The organism is Klebsiella sp. KP20-425-1, from assembly GCF_025813515.1.
In the GTDB taxonomy this organism is placed as follows: Bacteria; Pseudomonadota; Gammaproteobacteria; order Enterobacterales; family Enterobacteriaceae; genus Klebsiella; species Klebsiella pneumoniae.
In genome coordinates this window covers 965,294-985,981 of the sequence record NZ_CP109614.1, presented here as the reverse complement: position 1 = coordinate 985,981, position 20,688 = coordinate 965,294, and the positions used below count along the sequence as shown (strand labels likewise).

The 20,688-nt window shown below is 63.0% G+C and carries 24 protein-coding genes and 3 tRNA genes; 5 read left to right on the top strand and 22 right to left on the bottom strand.

Annotated elements, in window-relative coordinates; all coding sequences use genetic code 11:
• Positions 1–197: 197 nt before the first annotated feature.
• Positions 198–422 (bottom strand): YgdI/YgdR family lipoprotein, encoded by a 225-nt coding sequence (locus OHJ17_RS04955; protein ID WP_002915549.1) that lies wholly within the window; start codon positions 420–422, stop codon positions 198–200.
• 197 nt (positions 423–619) lie between these two features.
• Between OHJ17_RS04955 and csdA the strand changes: the two genes are divergently transcribed.
• Together csdA and csdE are read left to right on the top strand one after the other, a co-directional pair.
• The gene (gene csdA / locus OHJ17_RS04950) at positions 620–1,825 is read left to right on the top strand and encodes a cysteine desulfurase CsdA (protein ID WP_004174604.1); all 1,206 of its coding nucleotides are present in this window, start codon (positions 620–622) and stop codon (positions 1,823–1,825) included.
• Positions 1,825–2,256 (top strand): cysteine desulfurase sulfur acceptor subunit CsdE, encoded by a 432-nt coding sequence (csdE, locus tag OHJ17_RS04945; protein WP_023282953.1) that lies wholly within the window; start codon positions 1,825–1,827, stop codon positions 2,254–2,256. The genes csdA and csdE overlap by 1 nt, the downstream gene beginning before the upstream one ends.
• A 42-nt stretch (positions 2,257–2,298) precedes the next feature.
• Here the strand turns inward: csdE and tcdA are convergent, their stop codons facing one another.
• Together tcdA and mltA are read right to left on the bottom strand one after the other, a co-directional pair.
• Entirely contained in the window at positions 2,299–3,120 is an 822-nt protein-coding gene (gene tcdA, locus OHJ17_RS04940; protein WP_002915577.1) for a tRNA cyclic N6-threonylcarbamoyladenosine(37) synthase TcdA, read from the bottom strand.
• An 87-nt stretch (positions 3,121–3,207) separates the two neighbouring features.
• Positions 3,208–4,305: a murein transglycosylase A gene (gene mltA, locus OHJ17_RS04935; protein ID WP_002915579.1), complete on the bottom strand. Its 1,098-nt coding sequence runs from the start codon at positions 4,303–4,305 to the stop codon at positions 3,208–3,210.
• A gap of 210 nt (positions 4,306–4,515) precedes the next feature.
• On the opposite strand from mltA, the gene OHJ17_RS04930 reads away from it, so the two are divergent.
• The 3 genes from OHJ17_RS04930 to OHJ17_RS04920 all read left to right on the top strand — a co-directional run bounded on the left by OHJ17_RS04930 (position 4,516) and on the right by OHJ17_RS04920 (position 4,811).
• Positions 4,516–4,592, top strand: a tRNA-Met gene (locus OHJ17_RS04930).
• Positions 4,593–4,625: 33 nt separating this feature from the next.
• Positions 4,626–4,702 (top strand) — tRNA-Met (locus OHJ17_RS04925).
• A gap of 32 nt (positions 4,703–4,734) precedes the next feature.
• A tRNA-Met gene (locus tag OHJ17_RS04920) sits at positions 4,735–4,811 on the top strand.
• Positions 4,812–4,906: 95 nt separating this feature from the next.
• Here the strand turns inward: OHJ17_RS04920 and cobT are convergent.
• Genes cobT through OHJ17_RS04825 form a run of 19 tightly spaced genes read right to left on the bottom strand, consistent with a single transcriptional unit; the run spans position 4,907 to position 20,675 of the window.
• On the bottom strand, positions 4,907–5,962 hold the full coding sequence (cobT, locus tag OHJ17_RS04915) for a nicotinate-nucleotide--dimethylbenzimidazole phosphoribosyltransferase (RefSeq protein WP_004143920.1): 1,056 nt from the start codon (positions 5,960–5,962) through the stop codon (positions 4,907–4,909).
• A gap of 43 nt (positions 5,963–6,005) precedes the next feature.
• Positions 6,006–6,551, bottom strand: coding sequence for a bifunctional adenosylcobinamide kinase/adenosylcobinamide-phosphate guanylyltransferase (gene cobU / locus OHJ17_RS04910; RefSeq protein WP_002915611.1), 546 nt, complete (start codon positions 6,549–6,551; stop codon positions 6,006–6,008).
• Positions 6,545–8,068, bottom strand: a complete 1,524-nt coding sequence (locus OHJ17_RS04905; protein ID WP_023159325.1) for a cobyric acid synthase — start codon at positions 8,066–8,068, stop codon at positions 6,545–6,547. Before OHJ17_RS04905 ends, cobU begins: the two co-directional genes overlap by 7 nt.
• Entirely contained in the window at positions 8,065–8,889 is an 825-nt protein-coding gene (locus tag OHJ17_RS04900; protein WP_002915614.1) for an energy-coupling factor ABC transporter ATP-binding protein, read from the bottom strand. The genes OHJ17_RS04905 and OHJ17_RS04900 overlap by 4 nt, the downstream gene beginning before the upstream one ends.
• Positions 8,890–8,897: 8 nt before the next feature.
• Positions 8,898–9,575 carry an energy-coupling factor ABC transporter transmembrane protein gene (locus OHJ17_RS04895; RefSeq protein ID WP_032433501.1) on the bottom strand — a complete coding sequence of 226 codons (678 nt, stop codon included), beginning with the start codon at positions 9,573–9,575 and terminating at the stop codon, positions 8,898–8,900.
• Positions 9,562–9,843 carry an energy-coupling factor ABC transporter substrate-binding protein gene (locus tag OHJ17_RS04890; RefSeq protein ID WP_002915619.1) on the bottom strand — a complete coding sequence of 94 codons (282 nt, stop codon included), beginning with the start codon at positions 9,841–9,843 and terminating at the stop codon, positions 9,562–9,564. Before OHJ17_RS04890 ends, OHJ17_RS04895 begins: the two co-directional genes overlap by 14 nt.
• 1 nt (position 9,844) lies before the next feature.
• On the bottom strand, positions 9,845–10,582 hold the full coding sequence (gene cbiM / locus OHJ17_RS04885; protein ID WP_023159322.1) for a cobalt ECF transporter S component CbiM: 738 nt from the start codon (positions 10,580–10,582) through the stop codon (positions 9,845–9,847).
• Positions 10,582–11,292: a cobalt-factor II C(20)-methyltransferase gene (locus OHJ17_RS04880; protein ID WP_002915624.1), complete on the bottom strand. Its 711-nt coding sequence runs from the start codon at positions 11,290–11,292 to the stop codon at positions 10,582–10,584. The genes cbiM and OHJ17_RS04880 overlap by 1 nt, the downstream gene beginning before the upstream one ends.
• Positions 11,289–12,083, bottom strand: coding sequence for a sirohydrochlorin cobaltochelatase (gene cbiK / locus OHJ17_RS04875; RefSeq protein ID WP_004174588.1), 795 nt, complete (start codon positions 12,081–12,083; stop codon positions 11,289–11,291). The genes OHJ17_RS04880 and cbiK overlap by 4 nt, the downstream gene beginning before the upstream one ends.
• 10 nt (positions 12,084–12,093) lie before the next feature.
• Entirely contained in the window at positions 12,094–12,879 is a 786-nt protein-coding gene (locus OHJ17_RS04870) for a cobalt-precorrin-6A reductase (protein WP_002915627.1), read from the bottom strand.
• Entirely contained in the window at positions 12,876–13,601 is a 726-nt protein-coding gene (locus tag OHJ17_RS04865) for a precorrin-3B C(17)-methyltransferase (RefSeq protein WP_004143930.1), read from the bottom strand. Before OHJ17_RS04865 ends, OHJ17_RS04870 begins: the two co-directional genes overlap by 4 nt.
• The gene (cbiG, locus tag OHJ17_RS04860; RefSeq protein ID WP_004174586.1) at positions 13,601–14,656 is read right to left on the bottom strand and encodes a cobalt-precorrin 5A hydrolase; all 1,056 of its coding nucleotides are present in this window, start codon (positions 14,654–14,656) and stop codon (positions 13,601–13,603) included. Before cbiG ends, OHJ17_RS04865 begins: the two co-directional genes overlap by 1 nt.
• A complete protein-coding gene (locus tag OHJ17_RS04855) occupies positions 14,637–15,410 on the bottom strand; it encodes a cobalt-precorrin-4 methyltransferase (protein WP_004149602.1) in 774 nt (257 codons plus the stop codon). The genes cbiG and OHJ17_RS04855 overlap by 20 nt, the downstream gene beginning before the upstream one ends.
• The gene (locus tag OHJ17_RS04850) at positions 15,403–15,972 is read right to left on the bottom strand and encodes a decarboxylating cobalt-precorrin-6B (C(15))-methyltransferase (protein ID WP_002915684.1); all 570 of its coding nucleotides are present in this window, start codon (positions 15,970–15,972) and stop codon (positions 15,403–15,405) included. The genes OHJ17_RS04855 and OHJ17_RS04850 overlap by 8 nt, the downstream gene beginning before the upstream one ends.
• The gene (locus OHJ17_RS04845; RefSeq protein ID WP_004174583.1) at positions 15,962–16,567 is read right to left on the bottom strand and encodes a cobalt-precorrin-7 (C(5))-methyltransferase; all 606 of its coding nucleotides are present in this window, start codon (positions 16,565–16,567) and stop codon (positions 15,962–15,964) included. The genes OHJ17_RS04850 and OHJ17_RS04845 overlap by 11 nt, the downstream gene beginning before the upstream one ends.
• On the bottom strand, positions 16,561–17,700 hold the full coding sequence (cbiD, locus tag OHJ17_RS04840; RefSeq protein ID WP_002915708.1) for a cobalt-precorrin-5B (C(1))-methyltransferase CbiD: 1,140 nt from the start codon (positions 17,698–17,700) through the stop codon (positions 16,561–16,563). Before cbiD ends, OHJ17_RS04845 begins: the two co-directional genes overlap by 7 nt.
• Positions 17,697–18,332, bottom strand: a complete 636-nt coding sequence (locus tag OHJ17_RS04835) for a cobalt-precorrin-8 methylmutase (protein ID WP_002915711.1) — start codon at positions 18,330–18,332, stop codon at positions 17,697–17,699. Before OHJ17_RS04835 ends, cbiD begins: the two co-directional genes overlap by 4 nt.
• A gap of 10 nt (positions 18,333–18,342) precedes the next feature.
• On the bottom strand, positions 18,343–19,302 hold the full coding sequence (cbiB, locus tag OHJ17_RS04830) for an adenosylcobinamide-phosphate synthase CbiB (protein WP_002915724.1): 960 nt from the start codon (positions 19,300–19,302) through the stop codon (positions 18,343–18,345).
• On the bottom strand, positions 19,299–20,675 hold the full coding sequence (locus OHJ17_RS04825) for a cobyrinate a,c-diamide synthase (RefSeq protein ID WP_032433502.1): 1,377 nt from the start codon (positions 20,673–20,675) through the stop codon (positions 19,299–19,301). The genes cbiB and OHJ17_RS04825 overlap by 4 nt, the downstream gene beginning before the upstream one ends.
• Between the last annotated feature and the right edge of the window lie 13 nt (positions 20,676–20,688).

Genomic DNA, 20,688 nt, shown 5'->3' with positions numbered 1-20,688 from the left:
TTTTTTGGAATGCGTGTTCCATCAAGCTTTTGGCTTACGGTTGTGATGTTGTGTTGTTGTGTTTGCAATTGGTCTGTTTTTGCAGACCCTGGTAGCAAAGCTACCCCTTTTCACTTCCTGTACATTTACCCTGTCTGTCCATAGTGATTTAATGTAGCACCGCAACGCGCGGTGCTTTTTTTTGCCTTTTTACTGCCTTACTCGTCCAGTTCACCCAGTTGTTTCACGTCAGAGCGATTGATCTGCTGTTTGTTGCCCCACGCGTCTTTATACGAGATCATGCCAGTGTCATTATCGGTTTGCGGTTTCCCGTCGGTAACGATGGTCCGCCCATCGTTGGTATGCATCACATAGTTAGAGGAACAGGCGCTCAGGCCTAAAGTCAGCATACAGGCAGAGATAATCGCAGCGGCCTTAGTCATTTTCATTCTTCTCTCCTTACGGCTATTTATACTATTCGTAACTCGTTAAGTAATAGGTTAAAACACAAACCCAACACTTTTCAGCATAACCCTCTTTGACCGACGTGGAGTCACATTCGGACAATTCCACAGGACGCAGAGACCTTGTCACGCCCGGCAAATTGCGCGACGATCGCGGCATTGATACGAGGAATTCCATGAACGCATTCAACCCGGCGCACTTTCGCGCGCAGTTTCCGGCTCTGGCCGATGCCGGCGTCTATCTCGACAGCGCGGCGACAGCGCTCAAACCGCTGGCGGTGATCGACGCCAGCGACCAGTTTTATCGCCTGAGCGCCGGCAATGTCCATCGCAGCCAGTTCGCCGCCGCCCAGCGGCTGACCGAGCGCTACGAGGCGGCCCGCGATCGCGTGGCGGCGTGGCTTAACGCCCCGTCCGGCAAAGATATCGTCTGGACGCGGGGGACCACCGAGGCCATCAATATGGTGGCGCAGAGCTACGTCCGGCCGCGCCTGCAGCCTGGCGATGAAATTATCGTTAGCGAAGCCGAGCATCATGCCAACCTCGTGCCCTGGCTGATGGTGGCCGGGCAGACCGGCGCCAGAGTGGTCAAGCTGCCGCTTGGCGCCGACCGCCTGCCGGATATCGCCAGCCTCAGCGCGCTGATTACCCCGCGCAGCCGGGTGCTGGCCATCGGTCAGATGTCCAACGTCACCGGCGGCTGCCCGGACCTGGCGCAGGCTATCCGCCTTGCTCACGCCGCCGGGATGGTGGTGATGGTCGATGGCGCCCAGGGAGCGGTGCATTTCCCCGCTGACGTGCAGGCGCTGGATATCGATTTTTACGCCTTTTCCGGCCATAAGCTGTATGGCCCGACCGGGATCGGCGCCCTGTACGGCAAAAGCGAGCTGCTGGCAGCGATGTCCCCCTGGCTCGGCGGCGGGAAAATGATCGCCGAGGTCAGCTTTGACGGCTTTACGCCGCAGCCGGCCCCCTATGGCCTCGAGGCCGGTACGCCGAATGTCGCCGGGGTTATCGGCCTCAGCGCCGCGCTGGAGTGGCTGGCGCAGAGCGATATCGGCCAGGCGGAAAACTGGAGCCGCAGTCTGGCGAGCCTGGCGGAAGAGGAACTGGCGAAACGGCCGGGCTTCCGCTCTTTCCGCTGCCAGCAGTCAAGCCTGCTGGCCTTTGAATTTGAGGGTATTCATCACAGCGATCTGGTGACGCTGCTGGCGGAGTCCGGCATTGCCCTGCGCGCCGGACAACACTGCGCCCAGCCGCTGCTGGCTGCCTTAGGGGTCAGCGGCACCCTGCGGGCCTCTTTCGCCCCCTACAATACCCAAGACGATGTTGCGGCGCTGGTCCACGCGGTGGATCGCGCCCTGGAAATTCTGGTGGATTAATGACAACTCTGCACCCCTTCGGCACAACCATTACCGACGCTACGCTGCGCCAGATCTTCGCCCCGCTGAACCAGTGGGAGGATAAATACCGTCAGCTGATTTTATTGGGCAAAAAGCTGCCGACGCTGACCGACGAGCGCAAAGCGCAGGTCCATGAGATTGCCGGCTGTGAGAACCGCGTCTGGCTGGGCTATGAGGAGGACGCCGAGGGCAGGCTGCACTTCTTTGGCGACAGCGAAGGAAGGATTGTGCGCGGTCTGCTGGCGGTACTTTTAACCGCCGTGGAAGGAAAAACCCGCGCCGGGATCCTGACGCAGGATCCGCTGGCGCTGTTCGACGAGCTGGGGCTGCGCGGCCAGCTCAGCGCCTCGCGCAGCCAGGGCCTCAGCGCCCTGAGCGAGGCGGTGCTCGCCGCCGCCCGCGAAAGGTAATCTCCCGATTTCGCTTTCCCGCCGCCGCGCCCGGTGGGGAAACTATTTTCCGGAAGCCGCAGCGTCACGCTGCGCTTTCGCCAGCATCTTCTTCAGGGCATGCGACACCGCGACGAAGCCAAAGGTCGCGGTCACCATCGTCGCCGCGCCAAAGCCGGAAGCGCAGTCCATCCGCTTCGGCCCTTCCGCCGTGCTCTTCATTGCGCAGACGCTGCCGTCCGCCTGCGGGTAGACCAGCGCTTCCGTAGAGAAGACGCAGTCTACACCGAGCTTACCTTTGCTGTTTTTCACCACCCCAAACTGGCTTTTCAGCCGCTCTCGCAGTTTGGCCGCCAGCGGATCCTGGATGGTCTTCGCCAGGTCCGCGACCTGGATCTGCGTTGGGTCAATCTGACCACCCGCCCCGCCGGTAGTCACCAGCGGCACCTTGTAGCGGCGACACCAGGCGATAAGCGCCGCTTTCGGCCGGACGCTATCGATGGCGTCGATAACATAGCTAAAGCCGACGCCAAGATATTCCGCCACGTTTTCCGGGGTCACGAAATCATCCACCACCGTCACCCGACACTCCGGGTTGATCAGGCGAATACGCTCCGCCATCACCTCCGCTTTCGCCAGCCCGACGTTGCCGCTGAGGGCGTGGATCTGACGATTGGTGTTGGTGACGCAGACATCGTCCATATCGATAAGGGTGATCGCCCCGATGCCGGTCCGCGCCAGCGCTTCCGCCGCCCAGGAGCCGACCCCGCCGATCCCGACCACGCAGACGTGGGCGTCGGCAAAACATTGCAGCGCTTTTTCACCATATAAACGTGCCGTACCGCCAAAACGCTGGCGCCAGGCATCGCTGATTACAACAGACATAGAACCTCAGAACAAAATGACAGCGCCCGGAGGCCGCCGCAAGCGGCGTCATCCGGGCGCCCTGGTCAACAGGCACGGCCAGGGGAGTTAGCCGCTAAAAACATTCCCCGCGCCCGGGGCGTTTTTCAGCACCCATACGCGGCCGTAGTGGTTATACCAGCCGGCACGGTGGCCCGCGTCAGGCCCAATGCCCTGATAGATGTCGAAATGCTGACCTTTGATGGCCCCGCCGACGTCGAGGGCGACCATCAGGCGCAGTTCGTACTGGCCGTTAAACTTGCCGTTATTATCCAGCAGAGGCACCTCGGCCAGCAAGGTGGTCCCTGGCGGAATAATCGACCGGTCGGAGGCCACCGAGGCGCGGCCGATCAGCGGCACAGCGCTGGCCCCTTTCACCGGCGCGAAAGACTGCGGTTTAAAGAACACGAACGACGGGTTCTGCTCCAGCAGCTCGCGCACTTCCGCTTCGCTGTGCTTTTCACCCCACTCGCGGATCGCCTGCATCGACATATCTTCTTTCTTCACTTCCCCGCGGTCGATCAGCACTTTGCCGATGCTGCGATAGGGCCAGCCGTTTTTTCCGGCATAGCTAAAGAAGTTGAGCGGCGAACCATCGCCAAAGTCGATATAGCCGCTGCCCTGCACGTCCATGATGAAGTTATCCATCAGCGAGTTGCTGTACGCCAGCACATAGTTATCGCTCAGCGCGCCGGCATAGATGCTGGCGCGGGACGGCAGCTTACCGCGTTTCGGCGGCATACGGTAAATGGGGTACTGGAATTCGCCCTGACGGGTGTGGCGCGCCTGCACCACCGGCGTGTAGTAGCCGGTAAACTGGACGTTGCCATAGTTGTCGACGCCCTGCATCTGCCAGGCGTCGATGCCAAACTGGCGCAGCGTACGGGTGTCGCCGCCGGCGCGCAGCCACTCCTGCAGCGCGTTATAGACGTTGCTCTGGCTATTATAGAGGCGTGGCGAGGCGTTACGAATTTGATTAACCTGCTCGGAGAAGTCGCCGGCGTTGATCGGTGCCCCGACGGCATCCGGCTGGTTTACCAGTGAAAACGGCTGGGTGAACTTGCCATCGCTATATTGCTGACCGCGGTCGGTCGGTTTTGAGGAACAGGCGGCGAGCATGGCCAGCATTGCCCCCGTCGCTACATATTTTGCCCAACGTCCTTTCATGGTGTCTCATCTTTTGCTGCGAAGCCTTAGTGCGTGTTGAAGATAACAAAGCGCCGGAGCTATTGAAATGCGCGATCTCATCGATGGCACAGATTTGTGTAAAAAAACACCACAACGTGGCGTTTTATAAGCCAATTCTTACAAAAATGTCGATTTGGTCGAAAAAAGGTTGCATCATCTCGCTAGCGGAGTATAGTGCGCTTCCACGGACGCGGGGTGGAGCAGCCTGGTAGCTCGTCGGGCTCATAACCCGAAGGTCGTCGGTTCAAATCCGGCCCCCGCAACCAATTAAAATTTGATGAAGTAAAGCAGTACGGTGACGCGGGGTGGAGCAGCCTGGTAGCTCGTCGGGCTCATAACCCGAAGGTCGTCGGTTCAAATCCGGCCCCCGCAACCAATCAAATTTGACAAAGTGAAGCAGTACGGTGACGCGGGGTGGAGCAGCCTGGTAGCTCGTCGGGCTCATAACCCGAAGGTCGTCGGTTCAAATCCGGCCCCCGCAACCAACATTACAAACACCCTCAAGGGTGTTTTTTTGTTTCTGCCGCCGGCAAAACCTCTGCCGAAAACGGGAACGGCCATTGCCGCCCCCATCTCCTGCTTACCCCTTCGGTAACACAATATTGCTTGCCGCCAGCATGCCCATGCGATGGTACATCGCGCAGGCCGCCTCGACGATCGGCATCGCCAGCGCCGCGCCGCTGCCTTCTCCCAGACGCATGCCCATATTGAGATACGGTTCGAGACCCAGGTGCGCCAACGCGATACGCGCCCCCTTCTCCGCCGAATAGTGGGACGGGATCAGATACGGTTTCACCTCCGGCGCTATCTGACACGCCGCCAGCGCCGCCGCGTAGGAGAGAAAGCCATCCAGCACCACCGGCAGCCCACAGGACGCCGCCCCCAGCATGACACCGGTCATCCCCAGCAGATCGAAACCACCGACTTTGCTCAGTACGTCGAGGCCATCATTCGGGTCGGGCTGATTGACGGCGATAGCCCGCCGCACCACCTCCACCTTGTTGCCAACCTTCGCCAGCGGCAGATTGGCGCCAATCCCGACCACCTCCTGCGCATCGCTGCCGGTCAGGACGCTGACGATCGCCGCCGCCGGCGTGGTATTGGCCATCCCCAGTTCGCCGACGCCAAACAGGGTAACGCCCTCCTGGGCCAGCGCGCGGGTGTAGCGCATCACCTCCAGCAACAGCTCCTGCCCCTGCTCACGGCTCATCGCCGGGCCGCGGGCAATATTGCCGCAGCCCCGCGCCACCCGCATATTCACCACGCCGGGCAGCGGTTCGCTATCGATACCGACATCAATTACATGCACTTTCGCCCCGGCCTGAGCGGCGAGCACGCAGACGCCGGTGGTGCCGCGGGTCATATTTGCCGCCTGGATGGCGGTGACCGCCTTCGGCGAAATCGCCACCCCTTCGTCCCACACCCCATGGTCGGCGCACATCACCAGCAGGGCCTTTTTCGCCACCTGCGGCTGGCCGCCCAGGCCGGGCATTCCCGCCAGCTGCACCGCCAGCGCCTCCAGACGCCCGAGGCTGCCGGGGGGCTTGAGTAAGCCGTCGATGTGTTGCTGTGCCCGCGCCATGGCGTCGGCGTCCGGCGCGGGGATCGCCCGCAGAACCGTGTTTAAATTTTGCATACAGAATCCCTGCCAGGGCTGGCCCGGTCAGCCAGCGATTGAGTTATTTGATTTTGACGCCGATGCCGGAGACCACCAGCCAGACCGCATCCGCCGCGGCCGCCAGGCGCTGATTGACCCGCCCGGCAATATCGCGAAAATGCCGCGCCAGGCGGTTCTCCGGCACAATGCCCATCCCCACCTCGTTGGTCACCAGCACGACGTGCGCCGGACAGCGCTGACAGGCGGCAATCAGCACGCCAATTTCGTCATCAATAGCCCGTTCCATGGCGGCGTAATCCCAGCCGTCGGGGTCGCTGTCGCCGCCGAGCGCGAACAGCAGGTTGGTGACCATGGTGGTGATGCATTCCAGCAAAATCGCCTCCGCTGGGGCGATAGCCGGGGTGATCAGTTCATCAAGCTGCTGCCAGCGCTCGGCGGTGCGCCAGTGGGCGGGCCTGCCGTCGCGATGATGCTGGATCCTTGCGGCCATCTCGTCGTCAAAGATTTGCGAGGTGGCGATATATAACACCTGCGGCGCATCGGCAATCAGCGCCTCGGCATGGCGACTTTTGCCGCTGCGCGCGCCGCCGGTAACCAGAGTCAGCATAGGGGCTCCTGATGTTGGCGCATGATGGCGTAAATTTTATCGATGGCGATATGTTCGCGCATGGCCTCGGCCAGCCGATCAAACTGCCGGGTTTTATAGCGGGCATACTCCAGGGCGCTGTCCAGCGGCGCCAGCCCTTTGCGCTGGCGCAGGCCGTTGAGCAGCGCCCGGGTAAAGGCATCGCTGTCGAACAGGCCATGGAGATAGGTGCCGAACGCCAGGCCGTCGTCGCTTATCGCCCCGTCGTCTACTGCCTGCCCCGCTTTATGCAGCTGCAGCAGCGGCGGGCAGCCTGCCTCGCGGCGCGTCTCGCCCATATGAATTTCGTAGCCACTAACGCGCAGCCCCGCCGCGTCGGCTAACCAATCCGGGAGCGCAGACCCCAGGGTCGCCTGCACCTGGGTGGTGGTTTTGTGCTGGGCGAAGTGGGTCACGGTCTTCAGCACCCCCAGCCCGGGCTGGGCGCCAAGGCCAGACTCCACCTCATCGATAATGGTTTCGCCCAGCATCTGATAGCCGCCGCAGATCCCCAGCAGCGGCACCTTGCGCTGCCGGGCCTGCTCGACCGCGTGCGCCATGCCGCTCTCGCGCAGCCAGCACAGATCGCCGAGGGTATTTTTACTGCCCGGGAGAATGACCAGGTCGGCGTCGGCCAGCGCCTGCGGATCGCGGACATAGCGCACCCGGACGTCTGGCTGTGCCGCCAGGGCGTTAAAGTCGGTAAAATTGGCGATATGCGGCAGGTGAACCACGGCGATGTCGATATCGCGCCGGTCGGTGCGATGGTATTTCCCGGCCTGCAGCGCGACGCCGTCCTCATCCTCGAGATCCACGTCAAGCCATGGCATAACGCCCAGCACCGGCACCCCGGTCAACGCCTCGATTTGCTCTATCCCGGAGCGCAGGAGCGCCACATCGCCGCGGAATTTATTGATGATCACCCCTTTCACCCGCGCCCGCTCCTGAGGCTGCAGCAGCGCCAGCGTGCCGTAAATCGCGGCAAACACCCCGCCGCGGTCGATATCGGCCACCAGGATCACCGGGCATTGCGCCATCTCGGCCATGCCCATATTGACGATATCGCGGTCGCGCAGGTTAATCTCCGCCGGACTGCCGGCGCCTTCCAGCACCAGCGCCTCATACTCTCCGGCCAGGCTCTGGTAGACCGCGAGGATCTGCTCGCGCAGGCGCGGCTTGTACTGATGATAGCTCATCGCATCCATGCTGGTCGCCACCTGCCCCATCAGCACCACCTGCGCCTGACGGTCGCTGGTGGGCTTGAGCAAAATCGGATTCATGCGGACATCTGGCGCAATCCCGGCCGCTTCGGCCTGGAAAATCTGCGCCCGGCCCATCTCTTTGCCATCCGGCGTAATGCCGGAGTTCAGCGCCATATTCTGTGATTTAAACGGCGCGGTACGCAGCCCATCCTGATGAAAAATGCGGCACAGTCCCGCCACCAGCACGCTTTTCCCCACGTCGGAAGCCGTGCCCTGCAACATCACTGCCAGCGTCATGACGCCTCCTTTATCGCGCCTATCGCGTTGTTGTGCATCCGCTGAAAAAACTCCGCCTCGGTTTTACACAGCGGCAGCCCCAGTTCGCTATGAAGTTTCACCAGCCACGGCTGCGTCAATCCCGCCCTGTCCATCGTCTCCGCGCAGGCAAATACCTCGCCGGGATCCCCCGCGGCCAGTACTTCGCCGTGACGCAGCACGTAAACGGCGTCGCTCACCTCATAGATCAGATCGATATCGTGGCTGGAGATCACCACGCGCCGCCCCTGCCCGACAATGCGGCGGATGATGGCGATCATCTGCGCCCGCCCGCGTGGATCGAGGCCCGCGGTGGGCTCGTCAAGCAGCAGGTAGCGCGCCTGCAGCACCAGCGCCCCGGCGATTGCCACCCGTTTTTTCTGCCCATGGCTGAGGCACTGGATCGGCTGCTGGCGAAACCCCTGGGCATCGACGAGGGTCAACGCCTCATCCACCCGGCGGGCGATCTCCTCTTCCGCCACCCCGAGGTTACGCAGACTAAAAGCGATATCGCTGTCGATATCGGTATAGAATATTTGCTGATCCGGATCCTGAAATACCGTCGCCACCTGCTGGCGCAGCGCCAGCAGACCGCGCTTGCTGTAATTCAGCGCCTCTCCCTGCCACAGCACCGCCCCCTGCTGCGGGCGCAGCAGGCCGCTCAGGTTCATAAACAGCGTCGACTTTCCGCAGCCGTTGGCCCCCACCAGGCCGGTCACCGCATGGCGGGAAAAATCCAGCGTCAGCCCTTTAAGTACCGGCTCATCCTGATAGCGAAACCAGAGATCGGTTGTGGCAAGCATACTTATCCTTAGAGGTGAAAATCACCCTGGTACAATTTGATATCCAGCGCCGTGCTCATCTGTTGATAGCGCAGGAGGACGCGGGTGAACAGCAGTCCCACCAGCATCGCCAGCGAGCGATAGCCCTGCGGCACGCTACCATAGCCAAAACGCAGGGTTTGCGCGCGGTGAATCGCCATCGCCTCGTCTAACAGAATAAAAATGAAGCGCCAGGTCAGCAGGATCTGCTCCGTCAACAGCCGCGGTACGCGACCGCGCTTGAGTAAAATAATCAACTGCGGGAAAGGCAGATTAAGCACCAGCCAGAGCGTCGCCGCCATCGCCGCCAGGCTGCGCCAGAAGGTCTCCCCGGCCACGGCCAGCCCCTGGGCGGAAATCCCTATCGAGAAAGCGCCCAACCGAAAGCTCGCTAACAGCATCTGCGGGTCGCGGCTGACGCTGAACAGAATGGTCAGCACGCCGACCAGCAAAAAGCCAAAGGGTAGCGCCATCCAGCGGCACCAGCGCCAGAATGAGACCCGCAGCAGCCAGCAGGTCAGCGCGGCGGTCAGCGCCAGCGTCAGCGCCTGGCCCCACGCCGGCAGCGTAAAGGCCAGCACCATCAGCAGCAGCCAGAGCAGAAACTTACGCTCTGGCGCCACCTGCAACCAGCGGCTCTGGTAGCTGAGTAGGTCAAACCCGGTCATCACGGCGCTGTCTGCCCCTCGCATATCCGAGAATGTAAAAAATCACCGCCGCGCCCAGCGAGCCCTGCAGGGTAAACAGCAGGCTCTCAATCTCGCCGCTCGCCGGTTCATATAGCGGCTGGAACCAGGGTTGATAATCCGGCGCCACCACCTGGATCTGGCTCTCCGCTTCGCCGTCCGAGCCGCCAAACTCGCCGCCGTGGTTAATAAAAAATGGCAGGATCATCAGGGCGGCCACCATCGCCAACAGGATCAGGGTCTTTTTCATATTAATGTCCCTCCGCGGCGATCAGCCGCCGTTTGGTTAGCTGATCGTAGATCATCACGGTGAGCAAGCCTTCCGCGATGGCGATCGGGATCTGCGTCAGGCAGAAGATGCCCATAAACTTGGCGATCGATCCGCCTGCCCCGGTTGCCGGATCGGGAAAGGCCACCCCGAGCTGGACGGAGGTGACAAAGTAGGTCATCAGATCCGCCAGCATGGCGCAGAGAAAGACCCCGACATCGCGACGGATCCCCGCCCGACAGGCCAGCTTCCACACCAGATAGCCGACCATCGGGCCGATCACCGCCATCGACATCCCGTTGGCGCCAAGGGTGGTCAGGCCGCCATGCGCCAGCAGCAGCGCCTGGAACAGCAGAACGATCGCCCCCAGCACCGCCACCACGCCCGGCCCGAAGAGGATCACCGCCAGACCAACGCCGGTCGGGTGCGAGCAGCTGCCGGTCACCGACGGGATCTTCAGCGCCGAAAGAACAAAAATAAACGCCCCGCAGAGGGCCAGCAGCACCTTCTGATTGCTCTCTTCCCGGACGATACGCCGCAGGCGCACCAGGCCGTACCACAGGCAGGGTAAAAACAGCAGCCACCACGCCAGCGCCCACATCGGCGGCAAAAAGCCCTCCATGATATGCATGGCGAACGCCTCCTGCGGGACGATGATCAGCAGAACAGCGGCCGCCAGCCCCCCATACGAAAGCTGCTTCAGCGATTTCACCTGATTCATTACGCCTCCTCCCACTGTTTGTTAACCAGAATGGTCGAGAAATAGGGCAGCGGCTGGTCATCGCTGACCTCGCGCAGACGGCGCCAGCACTGCTCGCCCGGCAGGGTGGCCTCTGACATCATCAGCGCCGCATCCAGCAGCCCCGCCTGCGCCAGCAGCGCCTTAATGCGGGCGAAGCGGCCGTAGACTTTCATCAGCACCAGACTGTCATGCTGGCGCAGCGCCGCGGCAATGTCCGCTTCCGGCGCGGTGCAGGAGATGACCGCCAGCGACTGCTGCTCCATGGCTAGCGGGGTTTTCGCCCGGGCGGCAATGGCGGCGAAGGAGGTAACGCCAGGGACAATCTCCAGCCACTCCGGGCAGCCAATCCGCTGCAGCAGAAAGACCCAGGTGCTGAACAACATGGCGTCGCCGAGGGTGATAAACCCGACCTGCCTGCCCGCCGCCACCTCCTGGGCCAGCGCCGCGGCAACGTCGTTCCACACCGCCTCTTTTTCCGCGCTGTCGGCGCTCATCGGAAAATGGCAGCAGCGGACCTCCGTGTGTGCGCCCAGGTACTCGCGTACGATGGAGAGCGCCAGGCTGTCGCCGCCTTTGCGGCCGGCTGGCGCATACAGCACATCCAGCTGGCCGAGGATCCGCGCCGCACGCACGGTGATCAGATCGGCCGCCCCCGGCCCGCTGCTCAGGGCGTATAGTTTGCCGCTCATGCTGCTTTCTCCATCGTGTCGTTCAGCGCCTGCTGCAGATGGGCGACAAACATCGCCCGCACCGCCGGATTCTCCCCTAACCCGTTAAGCCACGGCGTGGCGGGGATACCGGCGGCATTGAAGCGGGTTTTCCACGAATCGTCTTCGTCGGAGGCCATATCATTAATGGCATGATCGCCGGCCACCAGCATCAGCGGCATCAGATGCACGCCGGTCACGCCCTGGCGGGAGAGTTCGTTAATGACGATGTCCACTTCGGGATAGCTTTCCACCGCCCCCACCCGCGCCGGAAAACCCTGCACCGCCATCATATGATCCAGACAGGCGTAGGCCGCGAAGGCGTGGTGGCTGGCGCCGTGCCCCATAAACACCACTCGCTCCGTCGCCGCCAGCGGCGGCATCTGCTGGCGCAGGGCCTGCATCAGCTGCACGTAATCGCCATGACCGCTCAACAGCGGCGCGCCCAGCGTCAGACGCTGAAAGCGCGGGCGCATGCTCTGCACTTCGCGAACGATCTTCTCGTACTCGTCGCCGTTGATAATGTGCAGGGACTGGATCGCCACATCCTGGTATCCCTGCTCGGCCAGCTTTTGCAGAGCCTGCAGCGGAGTATCGATATGAATACCGTCGCGCTGCTGCAGTTTGCGAATAATCATCCCCGAGGTGAAGGCGCGGAACAGCGTGCGGTCCGGGCAGCTGGCGGCCAGATCGCGCTCGCAGGCGGCGATGTTCTTCTCGCGGGTGTCGTGATAGCTGGTGCCAAAGCTCACCACCAGAAGTGCTTTTTTCATATCCTCTTCCTCAAGTCGCCGACAGCCAGCGCGTCAACCGCGCAGTGAAATCGGCCTGGCTTTGCAGTAGTTCATCGCCCGTCACCAGCGGCGCCGGACGGGTAATGACGATGCAGGGGATCCCCGCATCAAGACAGGGTTGTACTTTTTCCTGATAGCCTCCTTCCGCCCCCGAGGCTTTCGTCACCACAACATCGGCCCGGCACTGGCGATAAAAGGCGGCGTTAAATTCGGCGCTGAACGGCCCGCAGAGGGCGAAGATCTCCCCGACGCCAAACCCCAGATCGCTACAGTGCTGAACCACCTCCGGCACCGGCAGCACCCGGGCGAGCAGCGTTTTCTCCGCCAGTCCCGCCCGCCAGGCCGCCAGATCTTTGCTGCCGGTGGTCAGCAGGATCCGCTCGCCGAGGCGACGAGCCACCGCGCAGGCCTCGTTCAGATCGCCGACCACGTGAAGTAGCGGATGGCGCAGATCGCTCAGCTGCTCCGGCCTTTGATAGCGGCTGAGCAGAACCCCGACGCTGGCGCAGGCGCGCACAATATTCTGGCTGACCACCTCGGCGTAGGGGTGAGAGGCATCTATCACCCAGCGGGTGCGCTGCGCTCTGAGCCACTCCGCCATCTGCTGCCACTCCATACGCCCGCAGCGTATCTGCCCGCGGATATCGCCGGCCAGCCGCTCGCCGGTAGGGGTTGCCACCGACAGGGTGTAGCGCACGTCGGCGGCGTCCAGCTGCTGGCAGATCGCCCGCGCATCGCTGGTGCCCCCGATAACCAGCACGTCGCCGTGATTCACAGCGCGTAGCCTCGCGGGGTGATCATCAGGCCGTTGTCGATGTAAGTCGCTTTGTTGCCAACGATCACCAGACTGGTCATATCCACTGGGGCAAAATCCATCTCCCCGAGGGTGGTCAGCCATTTCTCCTGCTTTTTGCGTCCGGCGGATTTGACTACGCCGACCGGCGTATCTGCGCTTTTACTGGCCGCCAGCAGCGCAAAGGCGCGCGCCAGATGTCCTTCGCGGCCGCGGCTGCGAGGGTTGTAGAAACAGATAACGAAGTCCGCTTCCCCGGCGGCGACTATGCGTTTTTCAATCACCGGCCAGGGCGTCAGCAGATCGCTAAGGCTGATATGGCAGAAATCATGCATCAGCGGCGCGCCGAGCAGCGAGGCGGCGGCGATACTGGCCGTCATCCCTGGGATCAGACGGACCTCAATGTCCAGCTGCTGCTTATTAACCAGCTCCAGCACCAGCCCCGCCATGCCGTAGATGCCGGCGTCGCCGCTGCTGATCAGCGCAACGTTGTGCCCGGCCTGCGCCAGCTCGATGGCCGCCTGGCAGCGCTCAATCTCTTTGCACATGCCGGTTTTGATCACCTGCTTGTCGCCGGTAAAGGCTTTTACCAGGTGGGTGTAGGTCTTGTAGCCCACCACGATCTCTGCCGCCTGCAGGGCCTCCACGGCTTCCATGGTCATCATCGCCTGCGAGCCAGGGCCAATTCCGATTACGCTTAACATCAGTGTGTTACTCCCAAAGTAATGGTCACGCCCTGCTCACGCAGGGTTTCGCCGGACAGGTTTCCCTGACTCAGCAGCCAGGCCACCGGGCCGGAGACGCTGCCGACGCCGACCGTCTCCCGGACAAAAGACGAGGCCGGAAAGCGGTGCTCGTGCTCGCGCAGCGCCTCGGCGCTAAAGGTTTCGAACGGCACCCGGCAGCGGTGAGCCAGCTGGCGCAACCCCGGCTCGTTTGCCTTCAGGCTCACGCTGCCGATCGCTTTCAGCGCCAGCGGGTCAAGACGCTGAGCGGCAAGCTGGCGATCCAGCAACGTACTGAGCAGCGCGCAGGGGGTGTCGCGCCGACAGCCGATCCCCGCCACCACCCGCTGGGGCACCAGCTTCCAGTGAGGCACCGGCAGCGGCGGCAGCGACCGGCGCAGGGTGACGCAGATCAGGGCGTCGAGCGCCGGCAAGCGCGCCAGGTCGCTTACCGGGATAAACCCGCGCCGGTCGCAGCGGCTTAGCGCCCCGGTAAATTCGCCGTCGCACCACAGCCCCACCCGCTTACCGCTCACCAGCATCTGGTTAACGGTTTTCACCGCCGCGCGAAAATCGGTCATCCGGGCGTTCAGCTGGAAGGCCAGCGTGTCGAGGGCGGCCAGCTCGTTGACGTCGGTGGCGGTGGTGATCACCGGGTCGGCGTCGAGCATCCCGGCGAGATAGCGGGTTAGCGCATTGGCCCCCCCGGCATGGCCGGAGAGCAAGCTGATGACGTGCCGGGCGCGCTCATCAATCACCACCACCGCCGGGTCGCTGAGCTTGTCATTCACCAGCGGGGCCAGCACCCGCACGGCAATCCCGGTGGCGCCGATAAAAATCAGCGCCGAGAAGCTGCTGAACGCCTCGCGGGCAGCGCTGGCAAAGCCGCCGTTGAAGGGGATAAACCCCTCTTCCTGCAGCGCTTCGCTGGTGTAACAGGTAAGCGGCAGCATGGCCGCCAGCCGTTTTGCCAGCCGCACGCCGCCGGGCGTCAGGCAAAACAGGGCAATGGATTCAGGCTTTACGGTATTCATGGCTAAAATCCGCTGCGTACAGTTTTGAGTAGTGATACTCATCGCCGAGGAAGGGGCCGACCAGGATCAGCGCCGTTTTGCGGATCCCTGCGTCGCGTACTTTGTCGCCGATGTCCGCGAGGGTACCGCGGACGGTCTGGCTTTCCGGCCAGGTGGCCTTGTAGATCACCGCGACCGGGGTGGTCGCGGGGTAGCCGCCCTCCACCAGCCGCTCCGCCACCCGGTGAATACGTTGCACCGACAGGTAAATCGCCATCGAGGTTTGATGGCTGGCAAAGGCTTCCAGCTGTTCGCGCGCGGGAACCGGCGTGCGCCCTTCCAGACGGGTAATAATCAGACTCTGCGAGACTTCGGGTACCGTGTACTCCACCCCCAGCTCCGCCGCCGCGCCGAGGAAAGCGCTGACGCCCGGCACCACCTGCCAGCGGATCCCGCGGCGGGTAAGCTCTTCGCCCTGCTCGCGCACCGAGCCATATAGCGAGACGTCGCCCGTCTGCAGACGCACCACCGTTTTTCCCGCCTTCACCCCCGCCTCCATCAGGTCGAGGATCTGCTCCAGATGCAGCGCGGCGCTGTCGTGGCACTCCGCCTGTGGCGGACAGTAGGCCAGTAGCTCGGTGTTGATCAGCGACCCGGCGTAGATCACTACCTGCGCCTGCTGTAGCAGACGGTAGCCTTTGAGAGTAATCAGTTCGCGATCGCCCGGACCGGCGCCGACGAACCACACGCAATGGGGATCAAAAGTCTCAGCCATGGTTTTCTTCCTTCTGACAGGCGATGACAAAAACGGGATTATGGGGTTTGAAGTAGTGGCCGCTGCCCAGGGTAGCCAGGGTGGAGACCGCCAGCTGCTGGCAGTCCACCTCGTGGATGCCGCTCTGCCGCAGGTGCGCCAGGGCGCTATGAAGGTTTTCCTGCAAAATAAAAGTCATCACCAGCCGGCCGCCGGGATGCAGCTGCGCCAGCGACCAGTCGATCAGCGCCGTCAGGTGGCCGCCGCTGCCCCCCATAAAGATCGCGTCGGCTTTGTCGGCGACCGCCAGCGGCGCAACGCCCGCCACGATAGCGATGTTGTCGCAGCCAAAGCGCTGCCGGTTCTCCGCCAGCAGGCGCAGCGCGTCGGCCTGACGCTCAATCGCCGTCACCCGCAGCGCCGGGTTCTGTAGAGCAGCCTCAATGCTGACGCTGCCGGTGCCCGCGCCGATATCAATCAGATGGCGCGCCCGGTGCAGCTCCAGCTTCGCCAGCGCCAGCGCGCGCACGGCCTCTTTGGTCATCGGCACCTGGGCGCCGCGCAAAAACAGCTCATCTTTCATCGAGGATCACCACCGCATTCATCTCATATTCGTCCTCCACGGCGCTGACCGGCAGCCAGTGGATCCGCTCGTTTTCCATCGCCAGATTCTCGCCTATCACCATCCAGCGATGGCCTTTGCCGCGGGCCATCAGCTGGGCGGCTATCTCCCGCGGTCCGCAGCGGCCGTCGGTCACCATGGCGACTTTCCGGTGGGCGGCCAGAGCATCGAAGCTCACCGCCCGGCCATGGCTGCTGGTCAGCCACATATCGTTCATGTCGATGCCCGCCCGGGCGCAGAGGTACTGCACCGCGCTGATGCCGGGGATCACCTGCACTCGTTCCCGGCCAAAATGGGCAATCAGTCGGGTGCCAATGCCATAGAACAGCGGGTCGCCAGAGGCCAGCACCACGACGCGGCGCCCGGTACGGGCCTCAATCCACGCCAGCAGCGCCGGCATATCGGCCCCCAGCGCGAAGCGCTCGCCGGCGAAGTCGGGAAACTGCTGGAGATGGCGGCTGCCGCCCACCAGCGCCTCAGCGGCGGCGATTGCCTCGCGCGCGGCCGGGATCAGCCACTGCAGCCCCGCCGGGCCCATTCCCACGACCGTCAACATGTCAGCTCCCGGGCAATCGCCTCCAGCGGACGGCTGCTGCCCAGTACCTGGTTATCAAAAGAAAACAGAACCGCGTCGCAGGTGGGCGGTTGCTGAGTGAAGCGCAGCATCTCAAGAACACGCTGGCAGATTCGCTCAGCCAGATGGTTATAGAGGCGCTGGTATCCCCAGGCGTCGATATGCTCCATTGCCGCTTCGGTAGTGTCGCACTCGCTGACCAGCGTCAGCAGCGGCAGCGGCGCGCCAAGCAGCGCCAGATGAGCGACGAGAGTTTCCATCCGCGCATCGGCGATATGGCTGTGGGTATGAAAGATCCCGGCGGCGATTTTGATCAGTTTGCCGGGATGGCCAATGAGCACAATCTGGCGGAAACCGAGCCGAACCGCCTCTTCAATCATGTAGCCGACGAAGTTGCTCATGGTGACCACCATCTGCGGGTCGATGCCCATCTGCTCGCGGACAAAGCGCTCACCGTGGTTGCCCGGCACCAGCACCACGCGCTCCAGCCCGGCGGCGCGTTTTATCTCCAGCTCGAGGGAGAGCGAGCGCTTCCAGCTCTCTTCCGACATCGGGGTAACGATCCCCGTGGTGCCGATAATCGAGATCCCGCCGAGGATCCCCAGCCGGGCGTTATAGGTTTTTTGCGCGCGAAGTACGCCTTCCGGAGCAAAAATCTCCACCTGCGCGCCGCGGGTAGGACCTATCGCTTCGCGCACGGCGGTCTCGATGGTGTGCCGCGGAGTGCGGTTTATCGCCGGGCTGCCTGTCGGCAGGCCGATCCCTTTGCGGGTCACCGTGCCGATACCCTCCCCGCCCTGCAGGCTAATCTCTCCGCTGTCATTGAGGGTGACCCGGGCAAAAATCAGCATGCCGTGGGTGGCGTCGACATCATCGCCGCCGTCTTTACGGATCGCGGCGACCGCCTGCTGCCCTTCGACGTGCGGGGACTCAACGTTCAGGCACAGGGTGACGCCGGAGGGGGTGACGATCGAGACCTGATGAATCAGATGCTGGCGCATCACCATCAGCGCCGCCACTTTTGCCGCCGCTGTGGCGCAGGAGCCGGTGGTGTAGCCCTTGCGCAGCGCTTTGCCGTGATGCCACACCGGGGCGTCAAAGGTCTGATCGCTCATTGCGCCTCCCGCAGGTGGTAAAGCAGAGCGTTCACAATCGCTGCCGCCACGTTGCTTCCCCCTTTGCGGCCGAGCGCGGCGATGGCCGGCAGGCCGCTCTCGCTGAGCGCCGCTTTCGACTCCGCGGCGCCGACGAACCCGACCGGCACCCCCACCACGCCGCCGATGGCGGTCTCGCGATGTTCCAGCAGGCGAAACAGCGCGGTTGGCGCATTGCCGAAGACGAACACTTTCTCCCCGGGCTCCTGCACCGCAATATCCACCGCCGCCATCGAGCGGGTCATCCCCCGGCTTTGCGCCTCGCGCACCACCCGCGGGTCGCTGATATAGCAGCGGCATTCGCCGCCAAAGCGGGCCAGCAGGGTTTTGTTGATCCCGGACAGCGCCATGGTGGTATCGGTATACAGCGTGCAGGGCCGGCTCAAGGCCTCACTCAGCGCGATCAGGGCATCCGGAGAAAACCACAGAATATCCAGCCAGTCGAAGTCAGCGGTGGTGTGGATCACCCGCTTGATAATCGCCTCGTGCAGCGGGCTGGCGAAACGGTAGTCCGGTCGCGTTTCGGCGATGATCTCGCTGATGATGTCGAAGCTTTTCGCCTCGATCGCCTGCGGTTGTTGGATGTACTGCATCAGGTTCTCCTCAGGCCGCGCCGACCAGCCAGTAGCGCACGCCGATAAACAGCGCCAGCGCCAGGCTTGACGCCACCCACATTAATCGAATGGTTCGGGAAATATCGTCCACCGCGATGTCGCGGACGGCGTCGCCTATCCAGGGCTTTTCAACGCGCTGGCCGAAGTAATCGTTCGGGCCGCCAAGGCGGATCCCCAGCGCGCCGGCGACGGTCGCTTCCGGCCAGGCGCAGTTAGGACTGCTGTGCTGATAGCGATCGCGCCAGCCCGTACGCAGCGCCCGGGCGCCATCTTCCCGGCATAGCACCGCGGCAAGGCTGAGCAGCAGCCAGCTCAGCCGGGCGGGAAGGAAGTTGGCTACATCATCAAGACGAGCGCTGACCATGCCGATCGCCCGGTATTTTTCGTGTTTATAGCCGACCATGGAATCGAGGGTGTTGACCGCTTTATAGGCCATGGCCAGCGGCGCGCCGCCGAGGAGCAGGAAAAAGAGCGGCGCGATAATGCCATCCACCGTGTTCTCCGCCACGGTCTCCACCACCGCACGGTTGATCTGCGCTGGCTGGAGCTGAGAGGTATCGCGCCCGACAATCCAGGAGAGCTTATGCCGGCTTTCGGCGAGATCTCCGGCCTGCAGCGGCCGGGCCACCGCCATCGCCGACTGTGCCAGACAGCGTCCCGCCAGCGCGGTGAAGATCATCCACACTTCCACCAGCCATCCAAGCCAGGGGTGGATCCCGTGCGCCAGCGCCAGTACGCCCCAGGCCACGCCCCATGTCAGGCCGATAACCACCAGCCACATCACCCCGCCGCCGATGCGCAGCGCCCGGTCGCTATGGCAGACGCGTCGCACTACACGCTGGCTGACGGCGATCAGGCGACCTATCCAGCGCACCGGATGCGGCCAGTGCGGCGGATCGCCAATGACGACATCAAGTATCCAGGCTACACACCAGGCGAGAAGGGTCATAGCGCCCTCCTTGCTGCCCGCAACCAGTGGTTGAGCATGGTGGGACGCTGGGCAAAATGGACATGGAGATAGCTGGCAAAGGCGCTGCCGGACTGCCATCCTCCCTGCCACTGCTGGAGCGTCTTACCGTCTCGCTGTTTACGGCAGGCCAGTACGGCGGGGGTGGCGGGAGAAAAATCGGAGTAATGAAATTCATGGCCGCGCAGCCACTCGCCAGGGGCTGCCAGCAGCGTCTGCTGCTGCGCCTGCGCTTCGCAGTAGCCGAACCGGGTCAGACGCCTCCCCATTCGGCTGTGTCCGGGAATAATATCCGCCATCGTGTAGCGCTCGCCGCTGGTGACTTCCAGGGTCGTGCCCAGGTACATCAGGCCGCCGCACTCGGCGTAGATCGCCACCCCGCGCCGGTGCGCCGCGCGAAGCTGTGTCAGCATCTCGTGGTTAGCGGATAGCCCGGCCGCATGCAGCTCCGGATAGCCGCCGCCGAGCCAGATCATCTGGCAGGCCGGCAGCTGGCGATCGCGCAGTGGGCTAAAGCGCACCATCTTCACGCCGCAGCGCGCCAGCAGCGCCAGGTTATCGGGGTAATAAAAATTGAAGGCCTCATCGTCGGCGAGGGCCAACGTCAGTCCTTCGCCGGCATCGGCGGCAAGCTGTTCTCCCCACTCGCCGATCGGCATGGCGGCCAGTTCGCTGAGGGCCAGCAGCCGGTCTATGTCGAGGGTGCGCCCCAGCAGGCTGGCAAAATCCCGCCATGCCTGCTGATTGACCACCGACTCGCGGGCGGTCACCAGTCCCAGATGTCGTTCGGGCAGCGCCACGCCTTCCACGCGCGGCACATAGCCGAGCACTGGCACCTGACAGTAGCGCTCAATGGCGCTTTTCAGCAGCTGGAAGTGCGCGTCGCTGTTGACCCGATTGACGATAACGCCAGCGATGTCGAGAGCCGGATCAAAATGTTGAAAACCCATCACCGTGGCGGCGATGGAGGTCGACACCGCTTTGCCATCCACCAGCAAAATCACCGGGCAGCCAAGCTGCTTAGCCATTGCCGCGCTGCTGCAGTAGTTAGGGTCGATGCCGTAGCCGTCATACAGGCCCATCACCCCTTCGATAACCGCGATATCGGCCTGCTGTAGCTGTTCGGTAAACAGCGCGTTGAGTATCGGGGCGGGAAGCATAAAGCTGTCGAGATTGCGGGAAGCGATGCCGCTGATGGCGGTGTGCCAGGCGGTATCCAGGTAGTCAGGCCCTACTTTACAGGGTTGCACCCGCATACCGCGCTGTTGGAGCAAGCTGAGCAGGCCGAGCGTAACGGTGGTTTTGCCACAACCGCTGCCGGTACCCGCAAGAATGAACGCACGCCTGGTTGCCATACCCTGTCCTGTT